The sequence below is a fragment of the Synechococcus sp. WH 5701 genome (assembly GCF_000153045.1).
GTDB lineage: Bacteria > Cyanobacteriota > Cyanobacteriia > PCC-6307 > Cyanobiaceae > Regnicoccus_A > Regnicoccus_A antarcticus.
The window spans coordinates 696,185-719,013 of the sequence record NZ_CH724159.1 but is presented as its reverse complement, the minus strand read 5'-3'; the positions used below and the strand labels follow the sequence as shown (position 1 = coordinate 719,013).

20 protein-coding genes, 2 tRNA genes and 1 pseudogene are annotated in these 22,829 nt (G+C 67.8%); 11 read left to right on the top strand and 12 right to left on the bottom strand.

Annotated features, from left to right (window positions below; genetic code table 11):
• Positions 1-14: 14 nt before the first annotated feature.
• The 3 genes from WH5701_RS04555 to WH5701_RS04545 form a co-directional block, all read right to left on the bottom strand.
• Positions 15-467, bottom strand: coding sequence for a glycine zipper 2TM domain-containing protein (locus WH5701_RS04555; protein ID WP_006170834.1), 453 nt, complete (start codon positions 465-467; stop codon positions 15-17).
• Between the two features lie 134 nt (positions 468-601).
• Complete coding sequence (locus WH5701_RS04550) at positions 602-1,018, bottom strand: hypothetical protein (protein WP_006170833.1); 417 nt, start codon at positions 1,016-1,018, stop codon at positions 602-604.
• Positions 1,019-1,051: 33 nt separating this feature from the next.
• Positions 1,052-1,633: a hypothetical protein gene (locus tag WH5701_RS04545; protein ID WP_050751377.1), complete on the bottom strand. Its 582-nt coding sequence runs from the start codon at positions 1,631-1,633 to the stop codon at positions 1,052-1,054.
• An 81-nt stretch (positions 1,634-1,714) separates the two neighbouring features.
• On the opposite strand from WH5701_RS04545, the gene WH5701_RS04540 reads away from it, so the two are divergent.
• Both WH5701_RS04540 and WH5701_RS04535 read left to right on the top strand, forming a co-directional pair.
• Positions 1,715-2,905, top strand: a complete 1,191-nt coding sequence (locus WH5701_RS04540; RefSeq protein WP_083781818.1) for a histidine kinase — start codon at positions 1,715-1,717, stop codon at positions 2,903-2,905.
• A 73-nt stretch (positions 2,906-2,978) separates the two neighbouring features.
• Positions 2,979-3,051, top strand: a tRNA-Glu gene (locus WH5701_RS04535).
• A 338-nt stretch (positions 3,052-3,389) separates the two neighbouring features.
• Here the strand turns inward: WH5701_RS04535 and WH5701_RS04530 are convergent.
• Positions 3,390-3,950 (bottom strand): SRPBCC family protein, encoded by a 561-nt coding sequence (locus WH5701_RS04530; RefSeq protein WP_006170830.1) that lies wholly within the window; start codon positions 3,948-3,950, stop codon positions 3,390-3,392.
• 160 nt (positions 3,951-4,110) lie between these two features.
• Here WH5701_RS04530 and WH5701_RS04525 point away from each other — a divergent pair, with 160 nt between their 5' ends.
• From WH5701_RS04525 to WH5701_RS18325, 6 genes and pseudogenes are all read left to right on the top strand, one after another.
• Positions 4,111-5,268 carry a phycobilisome linker polypeptide gene (locus WH5701_RS04525; protein ID WP_006170829.1) on the top strand — a complete coding sequence of 386 codons (1,158 nt, stop codon included), beginning with the start codon at positions 4,111-4,113 and terminating at the stop codon, positions 5,266-5,268.
• A gap of 156 nt (positions 5,269-5,424) precedes the next feature.
• Positions 5,425-6,948 carry a glucose-6-phosphate dehydrogenase gene (gene zwf, locus WH5701_RS04520; protein WP_006170827.1) on the top strand — a complete coding sequence of 508 codons (1,524 nt, stop codon included), beginning with the start codon at positions 5,425-5,427 and terminating at the stop codon, positions 6,946-6,948.
• Positions 6,949-7,007: 59 nt separating this feature from the next.
• Entirely contained in the window at positions 7,008-8,294 is a 1,287-nt protein-coding gene (locus WH5701_RS04515; protein WP_006170825.1) for a glucose-6-phosphate dehydrogenase assembly protein OpcA, read from the top strand.
• A 20-nt stretch (positions 8,295-8,314) separates the two neighbouring features.
• Positions 8,315-9,799, top strand: a complete 1,485-nt coding sequence (locus tag WH5701_RS04510; protein WP_006170823.1) for a cobyrinate a,c-diamide synthase — start codon at positions 8,315-8,317, stop codon at positions 9,797-9,799.
• Positions 9,775-10,044, top strand: coding sequence for an acylphosphatase (locus tag WH5701_RS04505; protein ID WP_006170821.1), 270 nt, complete (start codon positions 9,775-9,777; stop codon positions 10,042-10,044). Before WH5701_RS04510 ends, WH5701_RS04505 begins: the two co-directional genes overlap by 25 nt.
• Positions 10,045-10,150: 106 nt before the next feature.
• A pseudogene (locus WH5701_RS18325) lies at positions 10,151-10,765 on the top strand (GAP family protein); the annotation flags it as partial.
• Between the two features lie 63 nt (positions 10,766-10,828).
• On the opposite strand, the gene WH5701_RS04495 reads toward WH5701_RS18325, so the two are convergent.
• The 4 genes from WH5701_RS04495 to folD are packed head-to-tail and all read right to left on the bottom strand — an operon-like array spanning position 10,829 to position 14,709.
• Positions 10,829-12,364: an AAA family ATPase gene (locus tag WH5701_RS04495; protein WP_006170818.1), complete on the bottom strand. Its 1,536-nt coding sequence runs from the start codon at positions 12,362-12,364 to the stop codon at positions 10,829-10,831.
• Positions 12,340-12,855, bottom strand: coding sequence for a divergent PAP2 family protein (locus WH5701_RS04490; protein ID WP_006170817.1), 516 nt, complete (start codon positions 12,853-12,855; stop codon positions 12,340-12,342). Before WH5701_RS04490 ends, WH5701_RS04495 begins: the two co-directional genes overlap by 25 nt.
• Positions 12,852-13,754 carry a geranylgeranyl diphosphate synthase CrtE gene (gene crtE, locus WH5701_RS04485; protein ID WP_006170816.1) on the bottom strand — a complete coding sequence of 301 codons (903 nt, stop codon included), beginning with the start codon at positions 13,752-13,754 and terminating at the stop codon, positions 12,852-12,854. The genes WH5701_RS04490 and crtE overlap by 4 nt, the downstream gene beginning before the upstream one ends.
• A gap of 52 nt (positions 13,755-13,806) precedes the next feature.
• Positions 13,807-14,709 carry a bifunctional methylenetetrahydrofolate dehydrogenase/methenyltetrahydrofolate cyclohydrolase FolD gene (gene folD, locus WH5701_RS04480; RefSeq protein WP_006170815.1) on the bottom strand — a complete coding sequence of 301 codons (903 nt, stop codon included), beginning with the start codon at positions 14,707-14,709 and terminating at the stop codon, positions 13,807-13,809.
• 79 nt (positions 14,710-14,788) lie between these two features.
• On the opposite strand from folD, the gene WH5701_RS04475 reads away from it, so the two are divergent.
• On the top strand, positions 14,789-16,879 hold the full coding sequence (locus tag WH5701_RS04475) for an HDIG domain-containing metalloprotein (protein WP_006170814.1): 2,091 nt from the start codon (positions 14,789-14,791) through the stop codon (positions 16,877-16,879).
• Here the strand turns inward: WH5701_RS04475 and WH5701_RS04470 are convergent.
• Positions 16,867-17,844: a carbon-nitrogen hydrolase family protein gene (locus WH5701_RS04470; RefSeq protein ID WP_006170812.1), complete on the bottom strand. Its 978-nt coding sequence runs from the start codon at positions 17,842-17,844 to the stop codon at positions 16,867-16,869. The genes WH5701_RS04475 and WH5701_RS04470 overlap by 13 nt on opposite strands.
• Before the next feature lie 203 nt (positions 17,845-18,047).
• Here WH5701_RS04470 and WH5701_RS04465 point away from each other — a divergent pair, with 203 nt between their 5' ends.
• Positions 18,048-19,193, top strand: coding sequence for a sirohydrochlorin chelatase (locus WH5701_RS04465; RefSeq protein ID WP_006170810.1), 1,146 nt, complete (start codon positions 18,048-18,050; stop codon positions 19,191-19,193).
• A gap of 316 nt (positions 19,194-19,509) precedes the next feature.
• Positions 19,510-19,743: a DUF2811 domain-containing protein gene (locus WH5701_RS04460; RefSeq protein ID WP_006170809.1), complete on the top strand. Its 234-nt coding sequence runs from the start codon at positions 19,510-19,512 to the stop codon at positions 19,741-19,743.
• Positions 19,744-19,908: 165 nt separating this feature from the next.
• Here the strand turns inward: WH5701_RS04460 and WH5701_RS04455 are convergent, their stop codons facing one another.
• From WH5701_RS04455 to WH5701_RS04445, 3 genes are all read right to left on the bottom strand, one after another.
• Entirely contained in the window at positions 19,909-21,588 is a 1,680-nt protein-coding gene (locus tag WH5701_RS04455; RefSeq protein WP_156776545.1) for a GMC oxidoreductase, read from the bottom strand.
• 106 nt (positions 21,589-21,694) lie between these two features.
• Positions 21,695-21,771 (bottom strand) — tRNA-Met (locus tag WH5701_RS04450).
• Positions 21,772-21,822: 51 nt separating this feature from the next.
• Positions 21,823-22,806, bottom strand: a complete 984-nt coding sequence (locus tag WH5701_RS04445; RefSeq protein ID WP_037980276.1) for an asparaginase — start codon at positions 22,804-22,806, stop codon at positions 21,823-21,825.
• Between the last annotated feature and the right edge of the window lie 23 nt (positions 22,807-22,829).

Here is a 22,829-nt window from a genome sequence, read left to right as displayed (position 1 = left end):
TCCTGGCGCCCCGCTCACCAGGGCAGGGGTCCACGGCCCTGGCCGGCGTTGCAGCCCACCTGGGATCCGAGCAGGGCCCCCAGGGGCACCGCCCAGGTGCGGCCGTCATCGCGCGAGGCGGCATAGCCGAGGCCACCGCCGATGACTCCGCCCACCAGCCGACCGATCGAGCAGCGCTGCTGCAGGGCCTGGGCTTCCTCCCAGGTGGTGGGCGCCGGCTGGCCGTAAGGGCTGCTGCCGCTGGGAACCTGGCTGCTGTAGTCCTGATAGGGAGCAGGCGGCCAGTTGCGGGCCGGAGTCACGGCATAACCGGCGTTTCTTGACACCGGGTAGCGATCCGTTGGCAGCCGGTAGCCCTGATAGCCCCGGTACGCCTCCTGGGCGGAGGCGGCGGCGGGCAGCAAGGCGGCAAGGCCACAGGCCCCGGCGGCGAGCAGCAGGGGAAGCCGGCGGATGAAGACGGTCATGGTGATCAAGCTGGAGGACAGCCCCGAAGGGATGCCATCAGCAAAGCCACCAGGGCCGCCTGAACTGCAACTGCAGGTGGGGCCGGATGTGTCCGGATGCGTCCGCTGCAGGCCAGCGGTGCTGGCCTCTGGGGTTACTTACCGCCCTGTTGCTTGAGGGCGTCATTCACCTTCTTGACCACATCCGGCGGCACCTCCTTGGGACAGAGCTCAACGGCACCGATCACCGCGGAGTTCACCGAACCGCGTCGCAGCTCCTCGATGGTGAGGGCTTTGGTTCCCACCTGCTTGATCTGACCGTCGTGCTGGCCCTTGATCAGCTGGGCGATCGTTTCACCGGCAATGCTCGCGGCCTTGTCGAACTCGACTCCGGCGCCACGGGCAATGCAGACATTGACAGAAGCAATTCTGGTGTAGAGCGACATCTCGCTTTCGCTCGCGGGTGCCGCCTGAGCGGGGGCGGCGCCTGCAACGGCGGGAATGATCAGTGCGGCAGCCAGCAACAGGAGTCGGTGGAGGCAGTGCGTGAGGCGCAAGGAGAGCGTGTTCATCAGGCCCCATGCTGATGCACAGGGGCTCGAACTTCAATCCGCAGGGAGCGGATCCCCGGGGCCCTCCAGACGGATCTCATGATGCGTCTCAGTGACACCAAGCTCGCCGTCCCGCCAGGAGAAAATCGAACAGGCCCTGAGGCGGTCCCGATCGATCAGGCGGATGTGCTGCTCGATGTCCCAGTCCTGGTGCTGCGACTCGAAGATCAGTTGGTGCTCATCCACCTGGCGGATCTGTGAGCGCATCGGATGGTCCGCGAGAGACCCACGGCTGCGCCGCAGCTGGTGACCGCAGAGGTAGGCCTCAAGGCTGCCCTCACGCTGGTACTGGGGCTTGCGGGCATAGAAGCCGAAATCCTGCTCGGGCGTCCAGCTGAAGCGGTAGGCCGCCTCTCCCTCCACCGGCTGCTCGTACGTTTCGATCCGCAGCAGGAGGTCGAGGCGCAAAGGCTCATCCTCGCCACGGAAAAAATAGAGGCGTCGTGAGCGCCAGAGGCCGAGGTTGCGCGAGAACCAGCGGCGCAGGTTGCTGTCCAGCTGGATGCGGCTTCCCTGGGGGTCCCGCTGCGACGGCCCTGACGGATCCAGCGGCACCCGTTCCGTGGATGGGGTCATGGGGGGAGGGAGGCTTTCAGTGGGACGGTTCACAGTCACGTCATAGCCAGCTCTCGGCCCAGCGTTCGACGCCATAGGGTGATGCCCACGATCTCGCCTGCCGCCAAGGTGCCTGAAGCGGGGAAAACCGACCCCGGCACGACTGCTCCCGGGCCCCTACCGGCCAGGAGACGGGCGCTCAAGCTGCTGCTGGTGGCGGCCCCGCACCATCTCGCTTCCGCAGATCTGGGTGGGGTGCTCAACTACCTCGAAACCTGTGACTGCGGTTTCGATGTGGCCCTGGAGCTGGCGAATCCGGCCCTGCGCCCTGAGCTGCTGGAGCTTCACCGGCTGGTGGCCACCCCGGCCCTGGTGAAACTGGAGCCACCCCCTCGCCAGGTGCTGGCGGGGAATGCGGTGCTGGATCAGCTGAAGGGCTGGCTTCCGCGCTGGCAGCAGCTGGAGATGGTCAGCGATCTGGGCATGAGCCTGCGGCCCGCCGAAATGGATGGCAGCCGCTCCCAACGGGAACTGCAGCTGGAAGATCAGGTGCTGGTGCTGCGTCAGGAGAACGAAACCCTGATCGAGCGCCTGAGGGTGCAGGAGCGGCTGCTGCGCATGGTGGCCCATGAACTGCGCACCCCCCTCACCGCCGCCAAGCTGGCCTTGCAGAGCCTGCAGCTCGGGCACATCAACAACACCCGCTGCCGGGATGTGCTCGACCGCCGCCTCGACGACATCGAGCATCTCTCCAAAGATCTGCTGGAGGTGGGCACCACCCGTTGGGAAGCGCTCTTCAACCCCCAGCGGCTGGACCTGGCGCCGGTGGCCGCGGAGGCGATCCTGGAGCTGGAGAAATTGTGGGTGGGGCGGACGCTGCGCCTGATCACCGACATCCCCGCCGACCTGCCGGATGTGTTCGCCGATCAGCGGCGCATGCGCCAGGTGCTTCTGAACCTGCTGGAGAACGCGTTGAAATACACCCCGGATAGTGGCGAGGTGACCCTCTCGCTGTTGCACCGCACCAGCCAATGGGTGCAGGTGAGTGTCTGCGATACAGGTCCGGGAATTCCCCGCGGCGAGCAGGAGCGGATCTTCCTGGAGCGGGTACGGCTTCCTCAGACCTCGGGAACCACCTCTGGCTTTGGGGTGGGCCTCTCCGTCTGTCGCCGCATCGTTGAAGTGCATGGTGGACGAATCTGGGTGGTCTCCGAGCCCGGTGAAGGAGCCTGCTTCCACTTCACCGTTCCGGTGTGGTCTGGGCAGAACTCCCCAAGCCAGGCTTCGCCTTGACGAAGGGACACTCCGACCCGTAGCGTCCAAGGATCGGAAGCGGCGCCTGAAAACGTTCCTATTCCGTGGCCTCGCCCCCATCGTCTAGAGGCCTAGGACACCTCCCTTTCACGGAGGCGACAGGGGTTCGAATCCCCTTGGGGGTATCACGACCAACCACAAGAACGCCAAGTTTCGCCACTTAAAGCTTGAGCAAGTCATACCCGTACAGCCAGACCTAACTAGCCAGATTTTCCGGGATTGCCTGATCCTGATAGCCTCTCTTTAAAATCACAATATCAAATAGTTGCAAAATCAATATCGAGTAAATGATTCTCACAATAATTTATTCAAAACGGTAATTTTGAAATTAATTGCATATTTATTTTGATTAGGCCCTCACCCTAGAGGCATGACAGGGATCAAGTATCGGCTGAATGGGGCGATCGACCCGGCCTTTGAGTGCCTGCAGAGGATCCAGTGAATGAACCCTGGCCTTCTGCGCTCAGGCCTGGCTGGCGCGGCGCAGAGCTTCCCGTTGCACGGCGCGCAGGTTGGCGGCCAGGTCTTCGCGCAGCCGCTGCTCAATCAGCCCGATCGGCATACCCTGGCGCCCCTGCACGGTGAGCTCGTAGAGCAGCCGGGACCCACCGGGTTCGCCGCTGACCTGCCAGGCCCCCTCAAAACGACGGAAATCTCCCTGGCGCATGCTGAAGCTGAGCAGGCCGTCGTCGTGATGCTCCCGCAGCTCCAGCTCGACGCGGGCACTGAAGCGCAGGCCGCAGAACTGCTGACAGCCCACCTGCTCGAGGCCCACGGTGCTCCCCCGGCGCCAGAGCAGGCGGGAGATGGAGAGGTTGGGGATGAAGCGGCTGAGGTTCTCGTAATCGGTGAGCACGGCCCAGATCTGCTGGGGGGGAAGCTCGAGACGCAGCTGAACTGCCAGGCGGCGCGCTCCCTGAGGCAGTCGCTCCATGTCCTGCTGGATCGTGTCCAGTGAACAGGCGTCCTGGCTGCTGAGCAGGCCCTGGATGGAAGGGGTCGTCAGAACCGAAAGTTGCGCCAAGTGAGGGGAAACGCCGGATTCGTGGCAAGCCGGATCAAACCAGCTGCGACCAAACCTAACCGCAACAATCGGTTGCCGGTGCGGAAAGGCCCACGGTCATGGGAGGGCAGAGCGTAGACATTGCCTATGATCGGCCCGGTTTTCCGGAGTTTGAGGGTTCATGCGCATCTCGACCGCAGCGCTTCGTCAGTCCGATGCCCGCATGTTCACCCTTGTGGTGCAGGGCCTCAAAGCGGCTGGCACGCGCACGGCCGAGCGTTGCTTCAGCATCCCTCTCTCTCAGATGCAGACCACCCTGCGCATGATCAATCAACAGGGTGGACGCCTTCTCTCGGTCACCCCAGCTGACCAGGCCTCGGCCGCCCCCACTCCCGCGCCCGCCCCGACCGCTGCCAACGCCGCCCCTGCTCCCGTGACCACCCCCGTCAAGCACGAAGCCCCTCCCGTCAATCTCTACAAGCCGAAGGATCCCTACGTCGGCACCGTGCTCGGAAACTATTCCCTGCTATCGGAAGGGGCGATTGGCCGCGTCAATCACATCACCTTCGATCTCTCCGAGGGCAACCTTCACTACGTGGAAGGTCAGAGCATCGGCATCATTCCCGACGGCGTTGATGCCAACGGCAAGCCCCACAAGCTCCGCCTCTATTCGATTGCCAGCACCCGCCATGGTGACAACCTCGAAGATAAGACCGTCTCTCTGTGCGTGCGTCAGCTCCAGTACGAGAAGGACGGGGAGACCATCAACGGGGTCTGCTCCACCTTCCTCTGCGACATTGAACCTGGCGCCAAGGTGAAGATCACCGGCCCGGTGGGCAAGGAAATGCTGCTTCCCCCCGACGAGGACGCCAATGTGATCATGCTGGCCACCGGCACCGGGATCGCGCCGATGCGGGCCTATCTGCGCCGCATGTTCGATCCAGGCGAGCGGGCCAAGAACCCCGGCTATCAGTTCCGGGGCAAGGCGTGGCTGATCATGGGTGTGCCCACCACCCCGAACCTTCTCTATGAGGAGGATTTACAGGGCTACCTGGCCGAATTCCCCGACAACTTCCGCTACACCAAGGCGATCAGCCGTGAACAGCAGAATCCCAGCGGCGGCCGGATGTACATCCAAGACCGTGTTGCCGAGCACGGCGATGAGATCTTCACCATGATCGAAGATTCGAAAACCCACGTGTACATGTGTGGCCTGCGGGGTATGGAGCCCGGCATCGATGAAGCCATGAGCAAGGCCGCCGAAAGCAAGGGCCTCAACTGGTCCGAACTTCGTCCCCAGCTCAAGAAAGCTGATCGCTGGCACGTGGAAACCTACTGAGCAGAGGTCCCAGGCCTGGGCCTGTTCCATTCCGCTTCAGCCCGCCTCCATGGCGGGCTTTTTTTTGCCGAAATCAGCACAGAGGGGACCCTCCCATGCCCTTTGCTGGGTGTTCCCCGCTTTCGTGGGTAAACCAGTGTCATCAGCCGCAACTCCATGACCGTCACGCTCACCAATCCTCTGAGGGTCGGACTGCGCCAGGAGCGCGTGGTTTCGCCCCAGTGCCTGGTGATTTTCGGAGCAAGCGGAGATCTCACCCACCGCAAGCTGGTGCCTGCACTCTTCGAGCTCTTCCGTCAACGGCGGCTCCCCACCGAGTTCGCCGTGCTGGGCTGTGCCCGGCGCCCGTGGAGCGATGAGGACTTCCGGGGCCACATGGCTGAAGGCCTCGGCGACCTGGTCAATGAGCACCGTGGGGCCTGGGAGCAATTCGCCTCCAGCCTGTTCTACGAGCCGGTGGATCTGCAGCAACCCGAGCACCTGGTGCGACTGGCCCAGCGGCTCGAGGTGATCGACTGCCAGCGGGCCACGCGCAGCAACCGCACCTTCTACCTCTCGGTGTCGCCCAAGTTCTACGGCAGTGGCTGCAGCGCCCTTGCCGCGGCCGGGCTGCTGAACGACCCCGAGCGCAGCCGGGTGGTGATCGAAAAGCCCTTCGGCCGAGACTACGGCAGTGCCCAGGAGCTCAACCGGATCGTGCAGGCCAGCGCCAAGGAGAGCCAGGTCTTCCGCATCGATCACTACCTCGGCAAGGAAACGGTTCAGAACATCCTCGTTCTCCGCTTCGCCAACACGATTTTCGAACCGATCTGGAACCGGAACTACATCGCCAGCGTCGAGATCACCGCGGCAGAAACCGTGGGTGTGGAGGAGCGGGCGGGTTACTACGAAAGCTCCGGCGCCCTGCGGGACATGGTGCAGAACCACCTCACCCAGATGCTGGCCCTCACCACGATGGAAGCCCCGGGGCACTTCGATCCGGAGGCGATCCGCAATGAGAAGGCCAAGGTGCTGCAATCGGCGCGGCTGGCCGATGAGCTGGAACCCTGGAACTGCTGTGTCCGCGGCCAGTACGGCCCCGGTGGCACCGCCAGCAGCCCCCTGGCCGGTTACCGCCAGGAACCCGGTGTGAATCCCAACAGCACCACGGAAACCTATGTAGCCATGAAGCTGTTCATCGACAACTGGCGCTGGCAGGGCGTGCCCTTCTATCTGCGTACCGGCAAACGCCTGCCCAAGCGCATGAGCGAGGTGGTGCTCACCTTCCGCGAGGCCCCGGTGCACCTGTTCGACGCCGCCGGCGGCAGTCCCACCGCCAACCAGCTGATCCTGCGCATCCAGCCCGATGAAGGGGCCGGTTTCCGCTTCGAAGTGAAGTCCCCGGGGTCGGGGATGCGCAGCCGTCCGGTCGACATGCACTTCTCCTACGACGAATCCTTCGGGGAACCGTCCGACGAGGGCTACGTGCGCCTGCTCGCCGACGCCATGCTGGGGGATCCCACTCTCTTCACCCGCGGAGATGAGGTGGAGGCCGCCTGGCGGCTGTACACCCCGTTGCTGGAGCTGATCGAGGACAGCCCCTGGCAGCTGCCCGTCCACCCCTACGAAGCCCGCACCTGGGGCCCCGCCGCCGCCGACAACCTCCTGGGCCGCGATGGCCTGATGTGGCGCCGTCCCTGAAGCGACCACCACTCCGATCTCCGCCCCGGGCATCGCCCCTCCCCTGACGCTCCAACCCCATGTCCCCTCAGCTCACACTTCAGGCCCCCGTAGCCCTGCCACCGCCTGAGCTCACCGACTACCTCGAGAAGCTCTGGAGCCAGGACCTCGAATCCTCCAGCGGGGCTTCCACGTTCACCCTGCTGGTGTGGCAACCGGCCTGGGTGGAGCAGCATCTGGTACGCACCGGCCGCCTCGACGGCCCGGTCACCGGAGTGGTGCGCAGCGAACTGCTGGAGGCCGCACGGGAGGCCGTGCCCGCCTGTGACCTGCCCCTGAGCATCTCCCCCCTCTCACCCAAGCTCGCCTGGGCCCTGGGTCAGCAGAGCGGCGACCATGCCATCGAAGATCTGCGCGGGCAGTACATCGATGCGGCGATCAGCGCCTACCAGCCACGCCGTCTGATCACCCTGGCTCCCACCCTCGACCACGGTCAACCCCTGGAAACCCTGGTGGCGGCCTACTGCCCCCTGCCAGGGGAAGGCACCACTGCCGCCTGCGGCGACGTGGTGGTGCTGAGGGGAGATTTCGGTGCGCTGCAGCAGGGTCTGCAGCTACTGAAGCCGCTCGTACCCAATGATCTGCCCTGCTGGGTGTGGTGGAACGGCTCCCTGGACGAGGCTCCAGAACTGCTGGAGGCCCTCGGCGCACCGGGCCGTCGCCTGGTGATCGACACGGCCCTCGGCACCCCGCGCCGTTGCCTGGACCTGCTGGAGAGCCGCGTGGGCAGCGGTCAGCCCGTGAACGACCTCAACTGGCTGCGGCAGCGCGCCTGGCGGGAATCGCTGGCCATGGTCTTCGATCCCCCCGGCCGTCGCGATGCTCTCAATCACGTGGTGCAGCTCGACATCGATGTGGAAGGAACCCATCCGGTGCAGGGGTTGCTGCTGGCCGCCTGGCTTGCCGATCGCCTGGGCTGGCACTGGGTGGAGAGCCGCGCCGCCGCCGACGAGGAGATCCGCGCCGAATTCGAGCGCAACGATGGGGTCACCGTCCAGTTCCATCTCACCCCCGTCCCCGTGGGTGTGCCCAGCAGCCACCCAGGCAGCGTGGTGGGTCTGCGCCTGATCTGCGAACCACCCGGCCGCCAGGCCCTCTGCGTGATCCTCTGCTCGGAATCCGGAGGCTGCATGCGCCTCGAAGCCGGGGGCATGGCCCGGATGGAGCTGGCCGAAGAAGTGGTTCCCATGGGCCACGCCACCGATGAATGGGAGATGGCCCGGCTCCTCGGGGGAGGCCACGACTCCACCAATCCCCTGCTGGCCGCCGCGGCCCCCCTGGCTGCCAAACTGCTGCCCGACGCCTGACGGCCTGGGGGCACGATGCCATGGCCTGCCTGATCGCCGCCCCCTGCAGCGGCAGTGGCAAGACCCTGCTCAGCCTCGCCATCAGCTCTCTGCTGCGCCGCAGCGGGGCCAGCGTTCAGGTCTTCAAGGTCGGTCCGGATTACCTCGACCCCCAGCTGCTCGGGCGGGTGAGCGGGCGGCCCTGCCGCAACCTCGACCGCCTGCTCTGCGGCGAGGAGTGGCTGCAGCGGGCGTTCCACTGGTGGGGCGGCCAGGCTGACCACTGCCTGGTGGAGGGGGTGATGGGCCTCTTCGATGGCCGGGGGCCGAGCGCCGACGGCAGCTCCGCGGAGGTGGCCACCCTGCTCGGGCTGCCGGTGGTGCTGGTGGTGGAGGCCAGCCGGCAGGCGGGCTCGCTGGCGGCCCTGGTGCGGGGTTTCCGCGATCACCAGCCGGGGCTGGAGCTGGCCGGGGTGGTGCTCAACGGCGTCAGCACCGAGCGCCACCGGGCTCTGCTGAGCGAGGCCCTCGCCTCGATCGCTATGCCCCTGCTCGGGGTGTTGCCACGCCACCCCGACCTGAGCCTGCCCTCCCGTCACCTCGGACTGCTGCCTCCCGATGAATTGCAGGGTTTCCAGGCCAGAAGCGAGGAGTGGGCCGCCCTGGCAGAGCGCAACCTGGATCTGGAGCGCCTGCTCCCCCTGCTGGCGCCACCGCCGCCCCTGACGATCTGCGAGGGGAGGACCCGCGATCCGATCCGCTGGTGCCTGGAGCGCTCCGCCCAGACCCCAGCAGACCTGGAGTGCGGCGGCAGCAGAGGGGACCTGCCGGTCGCGATCGCCGGCGACGCCGCCTTCCACTTCCGCTACCCGGAGGCCACGGAGCTGCTCACGGCTCTTGGGCTGACCCCCCTGCCCTGGCAGCCCCTGGCCGATCAACCCCTGCCCCGGGATTGTCGGGCGGTGATTCTGCCGGGGGGCTACCCCGAGCTGCACGCCGCCGAGCTGGCCGCCAGCCAGCGCAGCCAGAGCGACCTGAGGCGCGCCGCCGCCGCCGCCCTGCCGATCTACGCCGAGTGCGGCGGCCTGCTGCTGCTTGGCCAGCAGCTGGAGGATCCCCTGGGTGAGGCCCATGCCATGGCCGGCCTGTTGCCGTTCAGCGCCCGGCGCGGCTCATTGCAACTGGGCTATCGCCAGGCCACCCCCTTCGCCGACGGTCTCGTGACCCGCCGGGGTGAGGCGCTCGTCGGCCATGAATTTCACCGCTGGGAACTGAACGACACAGTCGTGGACGGCAGCGAACGGCTGTGGCAGCTTGAAGGCTGGGGTTGGGCACCGAGGCTGGAAGGATGGACGACACCGACACTGCACGCAAGCTGGCTGCACCTCCACTGGGCTGGATGTTCGGCGATCTGCCGGCGCCTGCGCGACGCGGCCGCCCTGGCGACTCCCTTCGCCGAAACTGCGGAGACCCCCGCGGACACAGCGGTGGCGGCGCCTCCGTGGAGCGTTGGCGCCTCATCGTGAATGGCCGGGTGCAGGGGGTGGGCTACCGGCAGGCCTGCTGCCAGCGGGCCCAGGCCCTTGGCCTGGGGGGCTGGGTGAGGAACCGCTCCGACGGCCGGGTGGAGCTGGAGGCGGAGGGATGCAGCCAGAAGCTGGAGCAGCTCAGGATCTGGTGTGAATCGGGACCTGCCGCCGCCCAGGTGAGCAGCGTCAGCGAGAGCGTGATTCCACTCGGGGGTCACGACTGGTTTGAGGTACGCCGCTGAGCCGCGATGACCCACCAACCTCCGTGAGCCCAGCTGCCGCTCCGAATGCTCCAGCCAGCCCTGAGCCGTGGTTGATCCGTCATGGCTCCACCTGGCACGGCCGGGAATGGGAGCAACCCGTCATCCTGCGCTGGAACGTCCCCTGCCGCACGCCAGCCCCATGACCGATGCCACGCTCTGGGCTGAGCTGTTCGCCTACGGCAGCGGCATCAGCCTCAGCCCGATCCACATCGGACTGCTGCTGCTGTTGCTGCTCGGGCCCGATCCCCTGCGCCGGGGGGGGCTGTTCCTGTTGAGCTGGATCCTCACCATCGCCACGATGATCGCCCTGATGCTGACCGTGGGCCACGGCCTGCTGCTGACCATGGAGAAGGGCAGCGACCACCGCACCGGCCTGGATCTGATCGGCGCCGGGGCTCTGCTGGCGCTGGGGATTAGGGATCTGCTGCCCACCAAGGCTGGCGGGGAAGAACCCGCCGGCTGGATTCGCCAGTTGGATCGCTTCTGCGCCCTGCCTCTGCCGCTGCTGATCGGCGTGAGTGTGGCGATCGAGTTGATCAGCCCCGACGACGTGGTGCTGATGGCCAAAGGCGCTTCCGCCCTGCTGGCCGCTGGCCTGGGCCGCGGCCAGGAGCTGCTGTTGGCTGGCTTCTTCACCCTGGCGGCCAGCCTGCTGCTGCTGCTGCCGGTCCTGGGGGTGGCCCTGGGCCGGCAGAGGGTGCTGCCGCTGCTGCAACGGGGCAAGCAGAGCCTCTACGCCAATGGCGAGCTGGTGATGGCACGATCAGCCTGGCCCTGGCGGCCTATCTGGCCTGGCAGGGCATCGAGGGGCTTCAGCTGGCTGAGGGGAGCTGGGGTCCTCGGCAAGGGCCTCCTGCCAGCAGCGGCGATCTGCCACATTGCCGGACCCGCCAGCCAGCCACACCCCGCGCCGCGCGCGGGTGACGGCCACGTAGACCAGCTGGCGGCGCAGGCGCAGATCGGACGGCCAGAAGACATCGGCATCGATGAACACCTCCCCGAACCCACTCCCCTGGGAGCGATGCACGGTGAGCACCGCGGCAGGGCCCAGGGAAGCGAAGGCATCACGCACCAGGAAGTAGCGGCGCCAGAGGGAGCGGCCCTTGTCCTGACCCGCCTCCCGGGCCTGACGCCGCAAGGTGGCGAGCACGGCCTCCAGCTGCTCCCGGGCAGTGGTTCCCACCGGCGGCAGCAGCCGCAAGCTCAGGGGGGTCTCACCGAAGGCCACCTCCACCAGCTGGGTGTCGATCACCGGGGCCTCCGCCACGCCGAACTCGGCCAGATCGCAGCGTTCCGGGGTCACATCCCGCACCAGCACCTCCCGGTTCGAGGCCAGCACCATGTCCGGTTCCTCGCCCCCATCGGCCCCCTGGCAGCAGGCCGGCGCCATCACCGCCATGCGGCTGAGCAGGACCTCGCCAGGCAGCACCGGCAACTGGTCGGCCATGGCGCCGTGGATGGCGCGGCGGGCCAGGGGCACCAGCCGCTCCAGCGAACGGTTGGTGTAGCAGAGGATGCGGGCCTGGTCGGGATCGTCGCTGGCGGCGGCTCGGCGCAGGGCCGCCTGGGCGGCCGCCAGCCAGGCGCCGCGCTCCAACACAGCCACATCCCCCTGGGCCGTCTGCCGCTGGGGCCCCACCGGAGGCAGACGGCAGGGAAGCTGCTCCTGACGCAGGGCGGTGGCCAGGCGCAGGACCGGGCCCTGGTGGCGAACCACCTCAGTGAGATCGGCGCGGCAGGCCCGCTGCAGTGCAAACACCGGGCTGCTCGCTTCCCCCACCGGCGGCAACTGGCCCGGATCACCCACGAACACCAGCCTGGTGCCGTAGGGATGGGCCCCCTGCAGGCTGAAGCGCAGCAGGCTGCCATCCACCATCGAGGCCTCATCGATCAGCACCAGCCCGAGGTGCTCCAGGGCCAGGGCGGTCTGATCGGTCTCCTCGCAGACCTCGCGCCCCCCCTGGCGGCGTAATTTCAGGCGCAGCAGCCGGTGCAGGGTGGAGGGGTGCCAGGTGGGCCGCAGACCCGCCAACTCCAGATACCCCCGCAGCACCCCCACGGCCTTGTGGGTCGGGGCCACCGCGGTCCAGCAGAGGCCCCTGGCTTCGGCCGCGGCGAGAAAGACCATCGACAGGAAGGTCTTGCCGGTGCCGGCATAGCCGCTGAGCACGAAAGGCTGATCCCGGGCGGGTCGCGCCAGCCATTCCGTGAAGGAGTCAACGGCACGCTGCTGGGAGGTGGTGAGCTGAGGCGGGCCAGCGGGCGCGCTGTCGCTCAGGCCAGGGGCAGCCAACCCCACCCCTGGGCAATGTGCAGCGGTGATCCGGCCAGGGCCAGCCCTGTCAGGGCGATCGCCGGGCCGATCAGGCTGCCGGCCAGCACCTCCGAGCGGGTGTGGCCGAGGCTCTCCTTGAGCTGAGCAAGCGGCTCGGGGGTCCAGAGGGAGCCGGGCAGGGCGTTGAGGCGGGCGGCCTGGAGGCCCGCTGCCCGGCGCACCCCGCTCGCGTCATACATCACGATGAAAGCGATGGTGCAGGAGAAAGCAAAGAGGGGATCGGCAAAACCCAGCTCCCAGCCGATGCCGGCGCAGGCCCCGGTGACCAGGGCCGAGTGGCTGGAGGGCATGCCCCCGGTTTCGAACAGCACAGCCGGCCGCCAGCGGCCATGCTCCACCAGCTCCACCAGCAACTTGCCGAGCTGGGCCAGACCGCAGGCAATCAGAGCCCAGGCCAGCACGCCGTTGTCGAGCAACTGAATCAGGGGGCCATCCGTGAGGGGAGAACCGATCATCGGTCGCGGCTGGTGATGTAGTCGGCCAGGGCCAGCAGAGGCTGGGCACTGGCCTGCCAGGGCTGGAGGGCGGCCTTGGCCTCCGCCACCAGAGCGTCGGCCCGTTGCCTTGATTCCTCCAGGCCCAGCAGCTTCGGGTAGGTGGTTTTGTCAGCGGTGAGGTCCTTGCCTGCGGTCTTGCCCAGCACCTCGCTGCTGGCGGTCACATCCAGAATGTCGTCAATGATCTGAAAGGCCAGGCCGATGCCCCGGGAATAGGTGCGCAGGCCCTGCAGCAGGGGCTCCGGGGCTCCGGCGATCATGGCCCCGGTGAGGACGCAGGCCTGCAGCAGGGCACCGGTCTTGTGCAGATGGATGTACTCCAGGGTGGCGAGGTCCACATCCTTACCTTCTGACTCGAGGTCGACCACCTGTCCTCCCACGAGCCCAGGGGCTCCGGCGGCGAGGGACAGCTCACCCACCACCTGCAGCAGGCGCTCGGCCGGCACGCCTGGACTGCGCAGGGCCACCATCTCGAAGGCCCGGGTCAGCAGGGCGTCGCCGGCAAGGATCGCCTGGGCATCGCCGTAGACCTTGTGGTTGGTGGGACGCCCCCGGCGCAGGTCGTCGTTGTCCATGGCGGGGAGATCGTCGTGGATCAACGACATCGTGTGGATCATCTCCAGCGCGACGGCCGTGGGCAGGGCCAGAGCCACCTCTCCGCCGGCCAGTTCACAGGCCGCCAGGCAGAGGATCGGGCGCAGGCGCTTGCCACCGGCCAGCAGCGAGTAGCGCATGGCCTCCCGCAGCGACTCGGGTCGCTCAGGTCCGAGGGCCGCCTCGAGCGCCAGCTCAACCTGCCCCCGAGCCGACTCCAGGTAGGCGGCGAAATCAAACTCCGTGCTCACCGCCACGGCCATGGTTACCAGCGCGCTGGCGGGGATTCTCTCAGGCCATCGGTCCAGAGGTGGCTCAGGGCAGCAGATCCGCCAATGGATTGTCAACAGAGCCTGGGCCTGGATCACCCCCCTCCGTATGCGTCCACCAGCTCACCACGGTGTTCACCAGCAGCATCGTCACCGTCATCGGCCCCACACCACCGGGCACCGGCGTGATGGCGCTGGCCAGCGGCTCCACTTCCTCGAAACGCACATCACCGCAGAGGCCCCCGTCCAGGCGGTGGATGCCCACGTCCACCACCACCGCTCCAGGGCTCACATGCTCGGCGCCCACCAGGCGCGGCCGTCCGGCAGCCACCACCAGGATCTCCGCCTGGCGGGTGAGGGCAGCCAGCTCACGGGTGCGGGAATGGGCCACGCTCACAGTGGCATCGGCGGCCTGCAGCATCAGGGCCATCGGCTGGCCCACGAGAATGCTGCGGCCCACCACCACGGCCCGGCGGCCGGCGGGATCGATCCCATGGCGGGCCAGCAGGGCCATCACCCCGGCCGGTGTGCAGCTGCGCGGCCCCGGCTCGCCCTTGAGCAGCCGGCCGAGGTTGAGGGTGTGCAGCCCATCGGCGTCCTTGGCCGGATCGATCGCCGCCAGCAGCGGAGCTTCCTTGAGCCCGGCTGGCAAGGGCAATTGCAGCAGGATTCCATCCACCGCCGGGTCATTGTTGAGCTCCGTGATCGCGGCCAGCAGCTCCGCCGGTGCGATGTCGGCGCCAAGGTGCTTCACCAGGCTGTGGATGCCCACCCGGGCGCAGGCCTTGGCCTTGTTGGCCACGTAGACGCCACTGGCGGGATCGTCACCCACTCGAAGCACCGCCAGGCCGGGCGGGCGGCCTGCCCGCTCAAGCCGCCCGCTGATGACGCCGCGCAGGCGATTCTCCAGCTCCGCCGCGAGTTGGCGGCCGTCGAGGCGAAGGGCCATCGGTTGATGTTTGCGGTCAACCCCAGCATGCAGCGGAGCGCGCGCAGGCGCCCTGGCTAGCGTTGTGCTTCAAGCGACGATGAAGGTGCTGCGACGGGGTCGCCTCAAGAACATCTGGAGGCGGCTGCTGCGGCAGGAACGCCCATGCCAGGCCCTCTGCTCATGGGGCCGGCTGGACTGGGCGGCGATCCTGCTGGCCTGTGCCTTGGTGGCCGTGATCTCCAGCTGGCCCTGGCTGGTGGAGCCGAGCCTGCGGCCGGGCATTGCAGCACCGATCAGCGTCAGCGCCCCTGAGGACGCCACCGTCATCAACAGCGAAGCCCTGGAGCAGCGTCGCTCCCAGCTGGGGACACGCACCCATGTGCAGGTGGTGGATCTTGAGGCCAACCAGATGCTGCAGGAGCGGCTGGAGCGGCAGCTGCAAGAACTGGATCAGGTGTCGCGTAGCAGTCAGACCCGGGTTGGGCCGCTCAACCTCAGCCCCCAGGAGCAAGCCTGGCTGGTGGGGCGAGAGGCCAAGGATCTCAACAGCTGGAAGCTGGCCCTGCGCAAGGCCCAGCAGCGCATGCTCAGCCAGGGAATCGTGGGCAACCTTGCCAAGCGCCAGCTGGAGCAGGCGGCCCGCCTCCAGCTCTCGCCGATGGAGGAGCCTGGACTGAGCCTGGGGGCCCGCCTGCTGGCCACCAACCTCCAGGGGCGCACCAACCTGCGCACCGACCCGCTGATGAGCCAGCAACTGATCGAGGAGCTGCTCAACCAGCAGGGTATTCCCCGCATCGTGGTCAAGAAAGGGGATCTGATCGCCCGCCAGGGGGAACCGATCAGCCCTCAGGCCTACGACGTGCTCGATTACTTCGGGCTGGTGAACCGCCGACCACTGCTGTGGGCCTGGATGGGGTACTTCATCGAAGCCCTGGCCGGCTGCCTGGTGATGGTGCTGATCCTGAGGCGCTGGCGCTGCAGCCTGGAGCCCCGTCATGCCCTGCTCGCCCTGGCGATGCTGGCGGTGGTGCAGGGCTTCAAACTCTGGCTCGGCAACGCAGCCAGCCCCCTGGCCTTGCTGGTGCCCCCGACGCTGCTGCTGGCCCAGGCCCTGGGAACGCCGGCCGGCCTGGGCTGGCTGGCGGTGGCCAGCCTGCTCTGGCCCCAGCCGCTGGATGATTTCAGCGAAGTGCGTCTGCTGGTGGCGGCCCTGGTGGCGGTGGCGGCGGCGGTGCTGGCCGGCCGCCAGCGCAGCCGGGCCCAGCTGGTGCAGCTAGCGATCCTGCTGCCGATCGGCGCCCTGGTGCTGCAGTGGCTGGTACTGCAGAGCGTGGCCCTCTGGCATGGGCGCACCCGGGTGCCCCCGAGCGGCACCGAACTGGCCGCTGAGGCCCTGCTGATGGGGGGCCTGTTGATGGGGGGCCTGCTGCTCGGCCCGCTGGTGGAGAGCTTCTTCGGGCTGCTGACGCGCGCTCGCCTGCTGGAGATGGCCGATCTGGAGAGGCCCCTGTTGCGCCGCTTGTCCACAGAGGCCCCGGGCACCTTCGAGCACACCCTGATGATCTGCGGTCTTGCTGAGGAGGGCGCCCGGGCGATCGGCGCCGACGTGGACCTGATCCGCACGGGCTCGCTCTACCACGATGTGGGCAAACTGCATGCGCCCCAGTGGTTCATCGAAAACCAGTCCGAGGGACCCAACCCCCACGACGAGCTCGACGATCCCTTCGGCAGCGCCAAGGTTCTGCAGGCGCATGTGGATGAGGGGCTCAAACTGGCCCGGAAATACCGCCTGCCCCGCCCCCTCGAAGACTTCATTCCCGAGCACCAGGGAACCTTGCGGATGGGCTACTTCTTCCACCAGGCACGCGAACGCGACCCATCCACTCCGGAAGCCGCCTTTCGCTACCGCGGCCCCACTCCCCAGAGTCGGGAAACAGCGATCCTGATGCTTGCCGATGGCTGCGAAGCGGCCCTGCGCTCGCTACCTCCAGGCACCTCGGAGCAGGAGGCCGCGGCGATGGTCCGACGCCTGATCGATGCCCGGCGCCTTGATGGCCAGCTGCGCGACAGCGGCATCAGCCGCGGCGAACTGGAGCTGGTGATCCGCTCCTTCGTGAAGGTGTGGCGGCGCATGCGCCACCGCCGCATTCCTTACCCGATTCCGGCCCGCAAGGCCTACAGCGCCTGAGGCTGCGCCAGGGGCCCGTAGAGGTCGGTGCGCCGGTCAGAGAGGTAGGTGGTGCCCTCTGGGTGGCTGGGCCCGTAGTCCCCCGGCCGGCAGTCGGCGATCAGCAGGGTGGGCTCATCGCTGGCCGCCAGCAGCAGCGAGCCATCAGGCGCCGCCACCACACTGTTACCCAGGTAGGCCCCCCTGACCTGCTCGCCAACGCTCTCCTCGCCGCAGCGGTTGGCATAGGCCACGAAGCACTGGCTCGAGAAGGCATGGGCCGGCAGCAGGGTGCGCGACACATCCGGATAGGGGCGGTCGGTGCGCCGCCCGTCGGAGAGCAGCATCCAGGTGTCAGCGGCGGTGGGGATCAGCACCAGCCGGGCACCGGCCAGCACCAGCAGCCGTGTGAGCTCAGGAAATTCACCCTCGTAGCAGTTGAGCAGGCCCAGGGGCAGGCCGTTCACCCGCTGCACCGTGTAAGCAGGACCCTCCTCCGGCTCCCTGTAGCCGGCCGTCCAGAGCAGTGCCTCGTCGGGTCCCCAGAGGTGCGTCTTGCGGTAGTTCCGCAGCAGGGTGCCGTCCTGATCGAACAGGGCGATGGCGTCGTAGAGACACTCACAGCCCGCCACCACGGCCCGCTCGGGATAGGGGCAGGCAATCGCCACACCGTGGCGGCGGGCCGCAGCCGCCACCCGCCTGAGGCTGGGGCCGTCATGGGGCTCAGCCAGGCGCCAGGCTGCTTCGTGGCTGAGTGCATAGCCGGAGAGATACAGCTCCGGGAAGGCCAGCAACTGCACCTGATTGCTGGCGGCCAGGGCGGTAACGGCTTCAAGTCGTTCCAGGTTCTCGATCACTGCCTCGGGGGTGCCGGCCGACCCTGCCCCCTGCCAGAGGCCCAGCCGCACTCCCTCCCCCCAGGCCGGCGGCTCGCTGCGCACCGCGCTGCGGATGAGGGGATCGATCAAGGCCAGTGGTCGTTCCATGGCAGAAGAGCTGGCGGGCCCAGCCTGTAAGCGTCTCCCCAGCGTGAAGCCCTGGTGGGCAACCGAGCTGTTGACGGCTTGCTTCAGCCCTGGGACAGCAGGGTGCCCAGCCGGAAGTGGAGGGTGAGCTGGTGGTCATGGGCCCTGAAGCGCCAGAAGCGCACCAGGGGAGAGCGATAGGGTCCCTCAAGGCAGGACGGCCCATGGTTTCTTCTCCAGCACAACCCCTGGCGGCCCTTGGCCCCCACGGCAAACTCGGCGTGATGGTCTGCGGTCATGGCAGCCGCAACCGCCTGGCTGTTGGCGAGTTCGCCCAGCTGGCCGAGGGGCTGCGCACCCGTCTGCCGGGGGTGCCCGTCGACTACGGCTACCTGGAATTTGCCCGCCCGATCCTGCGGGATGGCCTGGACAATCTGCGGGCCCAGGGGGTGGAGCATGTGCTGGCGGTACCGGGAATGCTGTTCGCGGCCGGTCATGCCAAGAACGACATCCCCTCGGTGCTCAACACCTACGCGGCCGAAACCGGCCTGCGCATCGACTACGGCCGGGAGCTGGGGATCGACCGCAAGATGATCCAGGCCGCCGCCGCCCGGATCAGCGCCTGCCTGGAGCAGGCCGCCCCCTCCGTCCCGCTGCACGACACCCTGCTGGTGGTGGTGGGACGAGGCTCATCTGATCCCGATGCCAACTCCAACGTCAGCAAGGTGACGCGGATGCTGGTGGAGGGCATGGGCTTCGGCTGGGGGGAGACCCTGTATTCAGGCGTCACCTTCCCACTGGTGGAGCCTGGCCTGCGCCATGCCATCAAGCTGGGCTTCCGCCGCATCGTCGTCTTCCCCTATTTCCTGTTCTCGGGAGTGCTGGTGAGCCGGATCCAGCAGCACAGCCAGCGGGTGGCGGCCGATCACCCCGAGATCGAGTTCCTCTCGGCCAGCTACCTGGGGGATCACCCCCTGGTGCTTGACACCTTCCGCGAGCGGGTGGAGGAGGTGGTCCGGGGGGACACGCAGATGAACTGCTCCCTGTGCAAATACCGGGACCAGGTGCTGGGCTTCGAGAGCGAGGTGGGGGCTCCCCAGCGCAGCCACCACCACCACGTGGAGGGTCTGGTGGAGAGCTGCACCCTCTGCGAACGGGAGTGCACCGGCGCCTGCCAGCCCGACGGGGTACCGATTCCCATGGGCCACAGCCACGGGCATGACGACCACTCCCACAGCCACGGTCCAGGCCACGCGCACACCCACGCGCCCTATCCCCAGGCGGACCATCCCCTCGGCCCCCGCAGCCTCGGCTCGGCAGGCTCACCTGTCTCGATCCCAGCCGAGTCGCAGGAGACACGCCAGGCATAAGCCCTGCTGATGCATCAACGATTTCCCCAGGTCGATGGGGTTTTCCCCAGGTCGAGAGGGGTTTTTCCACAGGTTTAGGGGCCTAACAGGCCGCCACGGCGTTGGCCCTGGGGATTCCGCCCTTCCCCAGGGCCAGAACTTGACAGCCCGCCGCCAGCCCTTTGCGCCCCCTGCCCGGGTCCTCGCCAAGGGGTGCCAGACCGCTCAAGGGCTGGCTGTCTCAGCCTTGGGCCGGGTGGATTCGACGCCGCCTGACCGTTTTGACGGCACCCCCCTCTTCGTGGCTTTCTGGTTCCACCCAAGAGGATCCACGCCCATGCATCACGATGGCCAAGAGCCCCGGGGCAGCGCTGACATCAGCCTGGAAGCGGAGATCCCCGAAGACCTCTTCAACGGCATGCACGAGTTCATGCGCAGCCACCCTCACTGGGATCAGTACCGCCTGATCACCTCCGCCCTGGCCGGCTTCCTGTTCCAGAACGGCTGCAGCGACCGCTGCGTGACCCAGCACTACCTCGATGGCTTGTTCATGAAGGCCGGCTCCAGCTGAGCGCCGGCAGCGGCGCAAAAAAGAGCGCAAAAAAAAGCGGAAGCTGCCGCTCCCGCCGTTTCTCCCTTGCCCGACCCGTTGAAAGGTCGCCTGCAGATTGTGCGGCCTGTGATCCAGCCAGGTTGTGGTCGTCGACACCAGTTGCCCCCGCTGGTGTGCAGCCGCTCACATGCCCGAGCGGTGCAGCTCCGCCGCCGCTCGCTCGCAGGCCCGCCAGGTGATCGCCATTTCGGTCAGGGTCGGGCTCTGCCAGCCGGCACTGGGCCAGCAGGATCCGTCGGTCACCAGCAGGTTCGGCGCCTGCCAGTGGCGGTTCCAGGAATCAAGCACCCCGTTCTCCGGGCTTGAAGCCATGCGAGCGCCGCCCAGCTCGTGGATGTAATAACCGGGCGGGGCTGCCGTGGGGGCGAGCGCCACGCCGCGGCGAACCAGTGGTTCAGCCAGGGGGAACAGGAACAGGTCCTGGAGGGGGTGGATCTCCCCTCCGCCAGCAGCCACCACCTGCTCCATCCGATCCTGCATGTGGGCGATCATCTGCAACTCGTTCTCGCCCCAGTGGCAGTCAATGTGGGCGGCCGGCAGCCCCCAGGCATCGCTGATGGAGGAACTGAGCGTGAGCCGGTTCCCGGCCCGGGGCAGCACCTCACCGTGACCGATCAGGAACCCCACCGCCTCGCGGCGGTGGCGCTTGAGGGGTTCGGGCGGATCGAAGCGCTGCACCCCCACCCAGAGGCCATAGCCACGCAGGAAGGGCAGATCACCGCGGCCCTCGAGGTTCACCGTGTTGGGGATGAAGGCACTGCCAGCCCCGGAGAGCTCCGCCGCCTCAGCCGGTGGCGGCTGATCGGGCAGGGCGAAGAAGCGGCTGCTGGAGATGTGATCCATCAGGTAGCGCCCCAGGCAGCCCGAGCCATCAGGCAGGCCCCGGCTCTGATGCGAGTCGCCGGAGTGAAGCAGGATCCGCACGCTCTCGAGGGTGGAGGCGCAGAGCACCACCAGCCGGGCCCGGGCGCGGTGGCGAACGCCGCTGAGACGATCGAGGAAGACGACCCCATCAGCGAGGCCGCCCCCGCCGATCTCCACATGGCTCACCACCGCATCGCTGCGCAGGCTCACCCTGCCGCTTTCGAGAGCATGGGCCAGGGCAGCGCCCTGGGAGCAGGAGCGGGGCCAGGGGCTGCTGGCCGTGCGCCGCTGCAGCCGGAAGCCGCGCGAGTGGATCAGGGGCAGACCCAGCTCGCGGGCGATCGCGCCACCCAGATGCTCCTCGGCGGGAGTGAACGGCAGGGGAGGCAGGTACTGGCCGTCAGGAAGCTGGGGCAGGCCGTCGCGCTGGCCATGCACCCTGAGCATGCGCTCGAGGCGGTCGTAGTAGGGGGCGAGATCCTCCCCGGCGATCGGCCAGGGCAGGCCATGGCCATCCCGCTCGGCCGCCTTGAACTCGTGGTCCGAGAGGCGCAGGGTGATGCCGCCCCAGGTGAGACTCTTGCCGCCCACCTGCCGGCCTCGGCTCCACAGGAAAGGCCGCTGCTCTGGAGTGGTGTACGGATTCTTGATCTCATCGACGTAGAGATCGGGGTTGGCCTTCCAGTACCCCGGGTGCTGGCTCTGCAGCTTCTGGCGACCGCTGCTGAGGTTGGCCAGCCGGCGCAGGCTATTGCCTGGCTCCCGGCCGAAGGCTTTCGCCGGGCTCAGATCGGGGCCCGCCTCCAGCACCAGCACCCGCAGGCCCGCCTTCGCCAGCACCATGGCGGCCACTCCGCCCGTGGCTCCTGAGCCCACCACCACCGCGTCGTAGGTGATCGAGGGATCGAAGCGGGGGGACGCGGCGAGGCCAGACGACATCCGTGGGCTTCCCAGCCGGCAGCAGAGGGCGAGGCTAGGGCAGGGCTTCAGGGGAGGGCGGCCATCAAAAAACCCGACCATCAAAAGATGATCGGGCTCTGTGATTTGGTGGCGGGGAGGAGATTTGAACTCCTGACCTTCGGGTTATGAGCCCGACGAGCTACCAGACTGCTCTACCCCGCGGCGCCCAATGGAGAGTACCAGCCCGAGGTGCCTGCCAGCAAACCGCAGCCCTCAGGCTGTGGCGGCATCGAAGCGCAACTCGCCACTCACCGCCAGCTCGAGTCCCTCCCCGGGCACCAGGAACTGCCGCTTGAGGTCTTCAAGGGTGATCGGGGTGAGCCAGTCGAGCTGCTCGAGCAGGTGGAGAGCCACCGCGTGCTTGGCCCGGCTGGCGCCGTCCTCCACTTTGATCGCCAGTCCCAGCCCCTCGCCCATGCGGCTGATGCACTGGATGCCCTCGGCGCCGCCCTTGCTGATCACCATGCCGTGACCCCGGGCCATCAGCTCGGTGTCGAAGCGGCCTTCGCCGGCCACCAGCTCCGGGTGGGCGAGCATCGCCCGGCTGAGCCGCTCCAGATCCGCATGCTCGGAGGAGCCGAGGTGGGCGAAGAGCAGGGCCATCTGGGCCAGGGGCAGCTGCAGGGTGGGCGCACCGCAGTCGTCGCGGGCGGTGACCAGCTCAGCCCCCGGCAGCCCCAGCAGCTCCCCGACCCGGCGCAGCATCTGCTGCTGCAGGGGATGGTCCACGTGGAGATAGCTCTCCAGAGGCCAGTGCAGACGCCGGCAAGTGGTGAGAAAAGCCGCGTGCTTTCCGGAACAGTTGTGCTGAAGAGGACTGTCGGCCCCTGCCGGGGTGGGGCATTGCAGCTGCTCGGCTTCGATGTCGGCGCTCCAGAGCAGCTTGAAGGCCTCGCGGGCGTGGGCGGCGGTGCCGGTGTGGGAGGCGCAGGCGATGGCCAGTCCGCGGTCACCACTGCCAGTCTGATCAGCGGCGCCGCTGCTCACAAAAACCATGGCCTGGAAAGGCTTCAGCGCCGAGCGCACGAAGCTGAGCTGCTGAGGGTCGCCGGCGCGCATCAGCACCCGGCCGCGCTTGTCGCAGACCGCCGCATGGACGCGATGGAGCGACTCCGCGATGCCGTTGCGCAGCAGGCGCACCTCCAGGGGAGGAACCCCGGGGCGCTGTGGGCTGCCAAAGCTGGAGGACAGGGTCATCGGGGAGGGGAAGGGACCGCGGG

Excerpts from the sequence above, each read along its gene's own strand:
- folD (WP_006170815.1), bottom strand. The coding sequence starts at position 14,709 with ATGGCCCTTCGCCTCGACGGCCGCCAACTCGCGGCGGAGCTGGAGAAT.
- WH5701_RS04540 (WP_083781818.1), top strand. The coding sequence starts at position 1,715 with ATGCCCACGATCTCGCCTGCCGCCAAGGTGCCTGAAGCGGGGAAAACC.
- WH5701_RS04460 (WP_006170809.1), top strand. The coding sequence starts at position 19,510 with ATGCATCACGATGGCCAAGAGCCCCGGGGCAGCGCTGACATCAGCCTG.
- WH5701_RS04545 (WP_050751377.1), bottom strand. The coding sequence starts at position 1,633 with ATGACCCCATCCACGGAACGGGTGCCGCTGGATCCGTCAGGGCCGTCG.
- WH5701_RS04510 (WP_006170823.1), top strand. The coding sequence starts at position 8,315 with ATGGCCTGCCTGATCGCCGCCCCCTGCAGCGGCAGTGGCAAGACCCTG.
- crtE (WP_006170816.1), bottom strand. The coding sequence starts at position 13,754 with ATGGCCGTGGCGGTGAGCACGGAGTTTGATTTCGCCGCCTACCTGGAG.
- WH5701_RS04455 (WP_156776545.1), bottom strand. The coding sequence starts at position 21,588 with ATGTCGTCTGGCCTCGCCGCGTCCCCCCGCTTCGATCCCTCGATCACC.
- WH5701_RS04525 (WP_006170829.1), top strand. The coding sequence starts at position 4,111 with ATGCGCATCTCGACCGCAGCGCTTCGTCAGTCCGATGCCCGCATGTTC.
- zwf (WP_006170827.1), top strand. The coding sequence starts at position 5,425 with ATGACCGTCACGCTCACCAATCCTCTGAGGGTCGGACTGCGCCAGGAG.
- WH5701_RS04515 (WP_006170825.1), top strand. The coding sequence starts at position 7,008 with ATGTCCCCTCAGCTCACACTTCAGGCCCCCGTAGCCCTGCCACCGCCT.
- WH5701_RS04555 (WP_006170834.1), bottom strand. The coding sequence starts at position 467 with ATGACCGTCTTCATCCGCCGGCTTCCCCTGCTGCTCGCCGCCGGGGCC.
- WH5701_RS04475 (WP_006170814.1), top strand. The coding sequence starts at position 14,789 with ATGAAGGTGCTGCGACGGGGTCGCCTCAAGAACATCTGGAGGCGGCTG.
- WH5701_RS04470 (WP_006170812.1), bottom strand. The coding sequence starts at position 17,844 with ATGGAACGACCACTGGCCTTGATCGATCCCCTCATCCGCAGCGCGGTG.
- WH5701_RS04445 (WP_037980276.1), bottom strand. The coding sequence starts at position 22,806 with ATGACCCTGTCCTCCAGCTTTGGCAGCCCACAGCGCCCCGGGGTTCCT.
- WH5701_RS04465 (WP_006170810.1), top strand. The coding sequence starts at position 18,048 with ATGGTTTCTTCTCCAGCACAACCCCTGGCGGCCCTTGGCCCCCACGGC.
- WH5701_RS04550 (WP_006170833.1), bottom strand. The coding sequence starts at position 1,018 with ATGAACACGCTCTCCTTGCGCCTCACGCACTGCCTCCACCGACTCCTG.
- WH5701_RS04490 (WP_006170817.1), bottom strand. The coding sequence starts at position 12,855 with ATGATCGGTTCTCCCCTCACGGATGGCCCCCTGATTCAGTTGCTCGAC.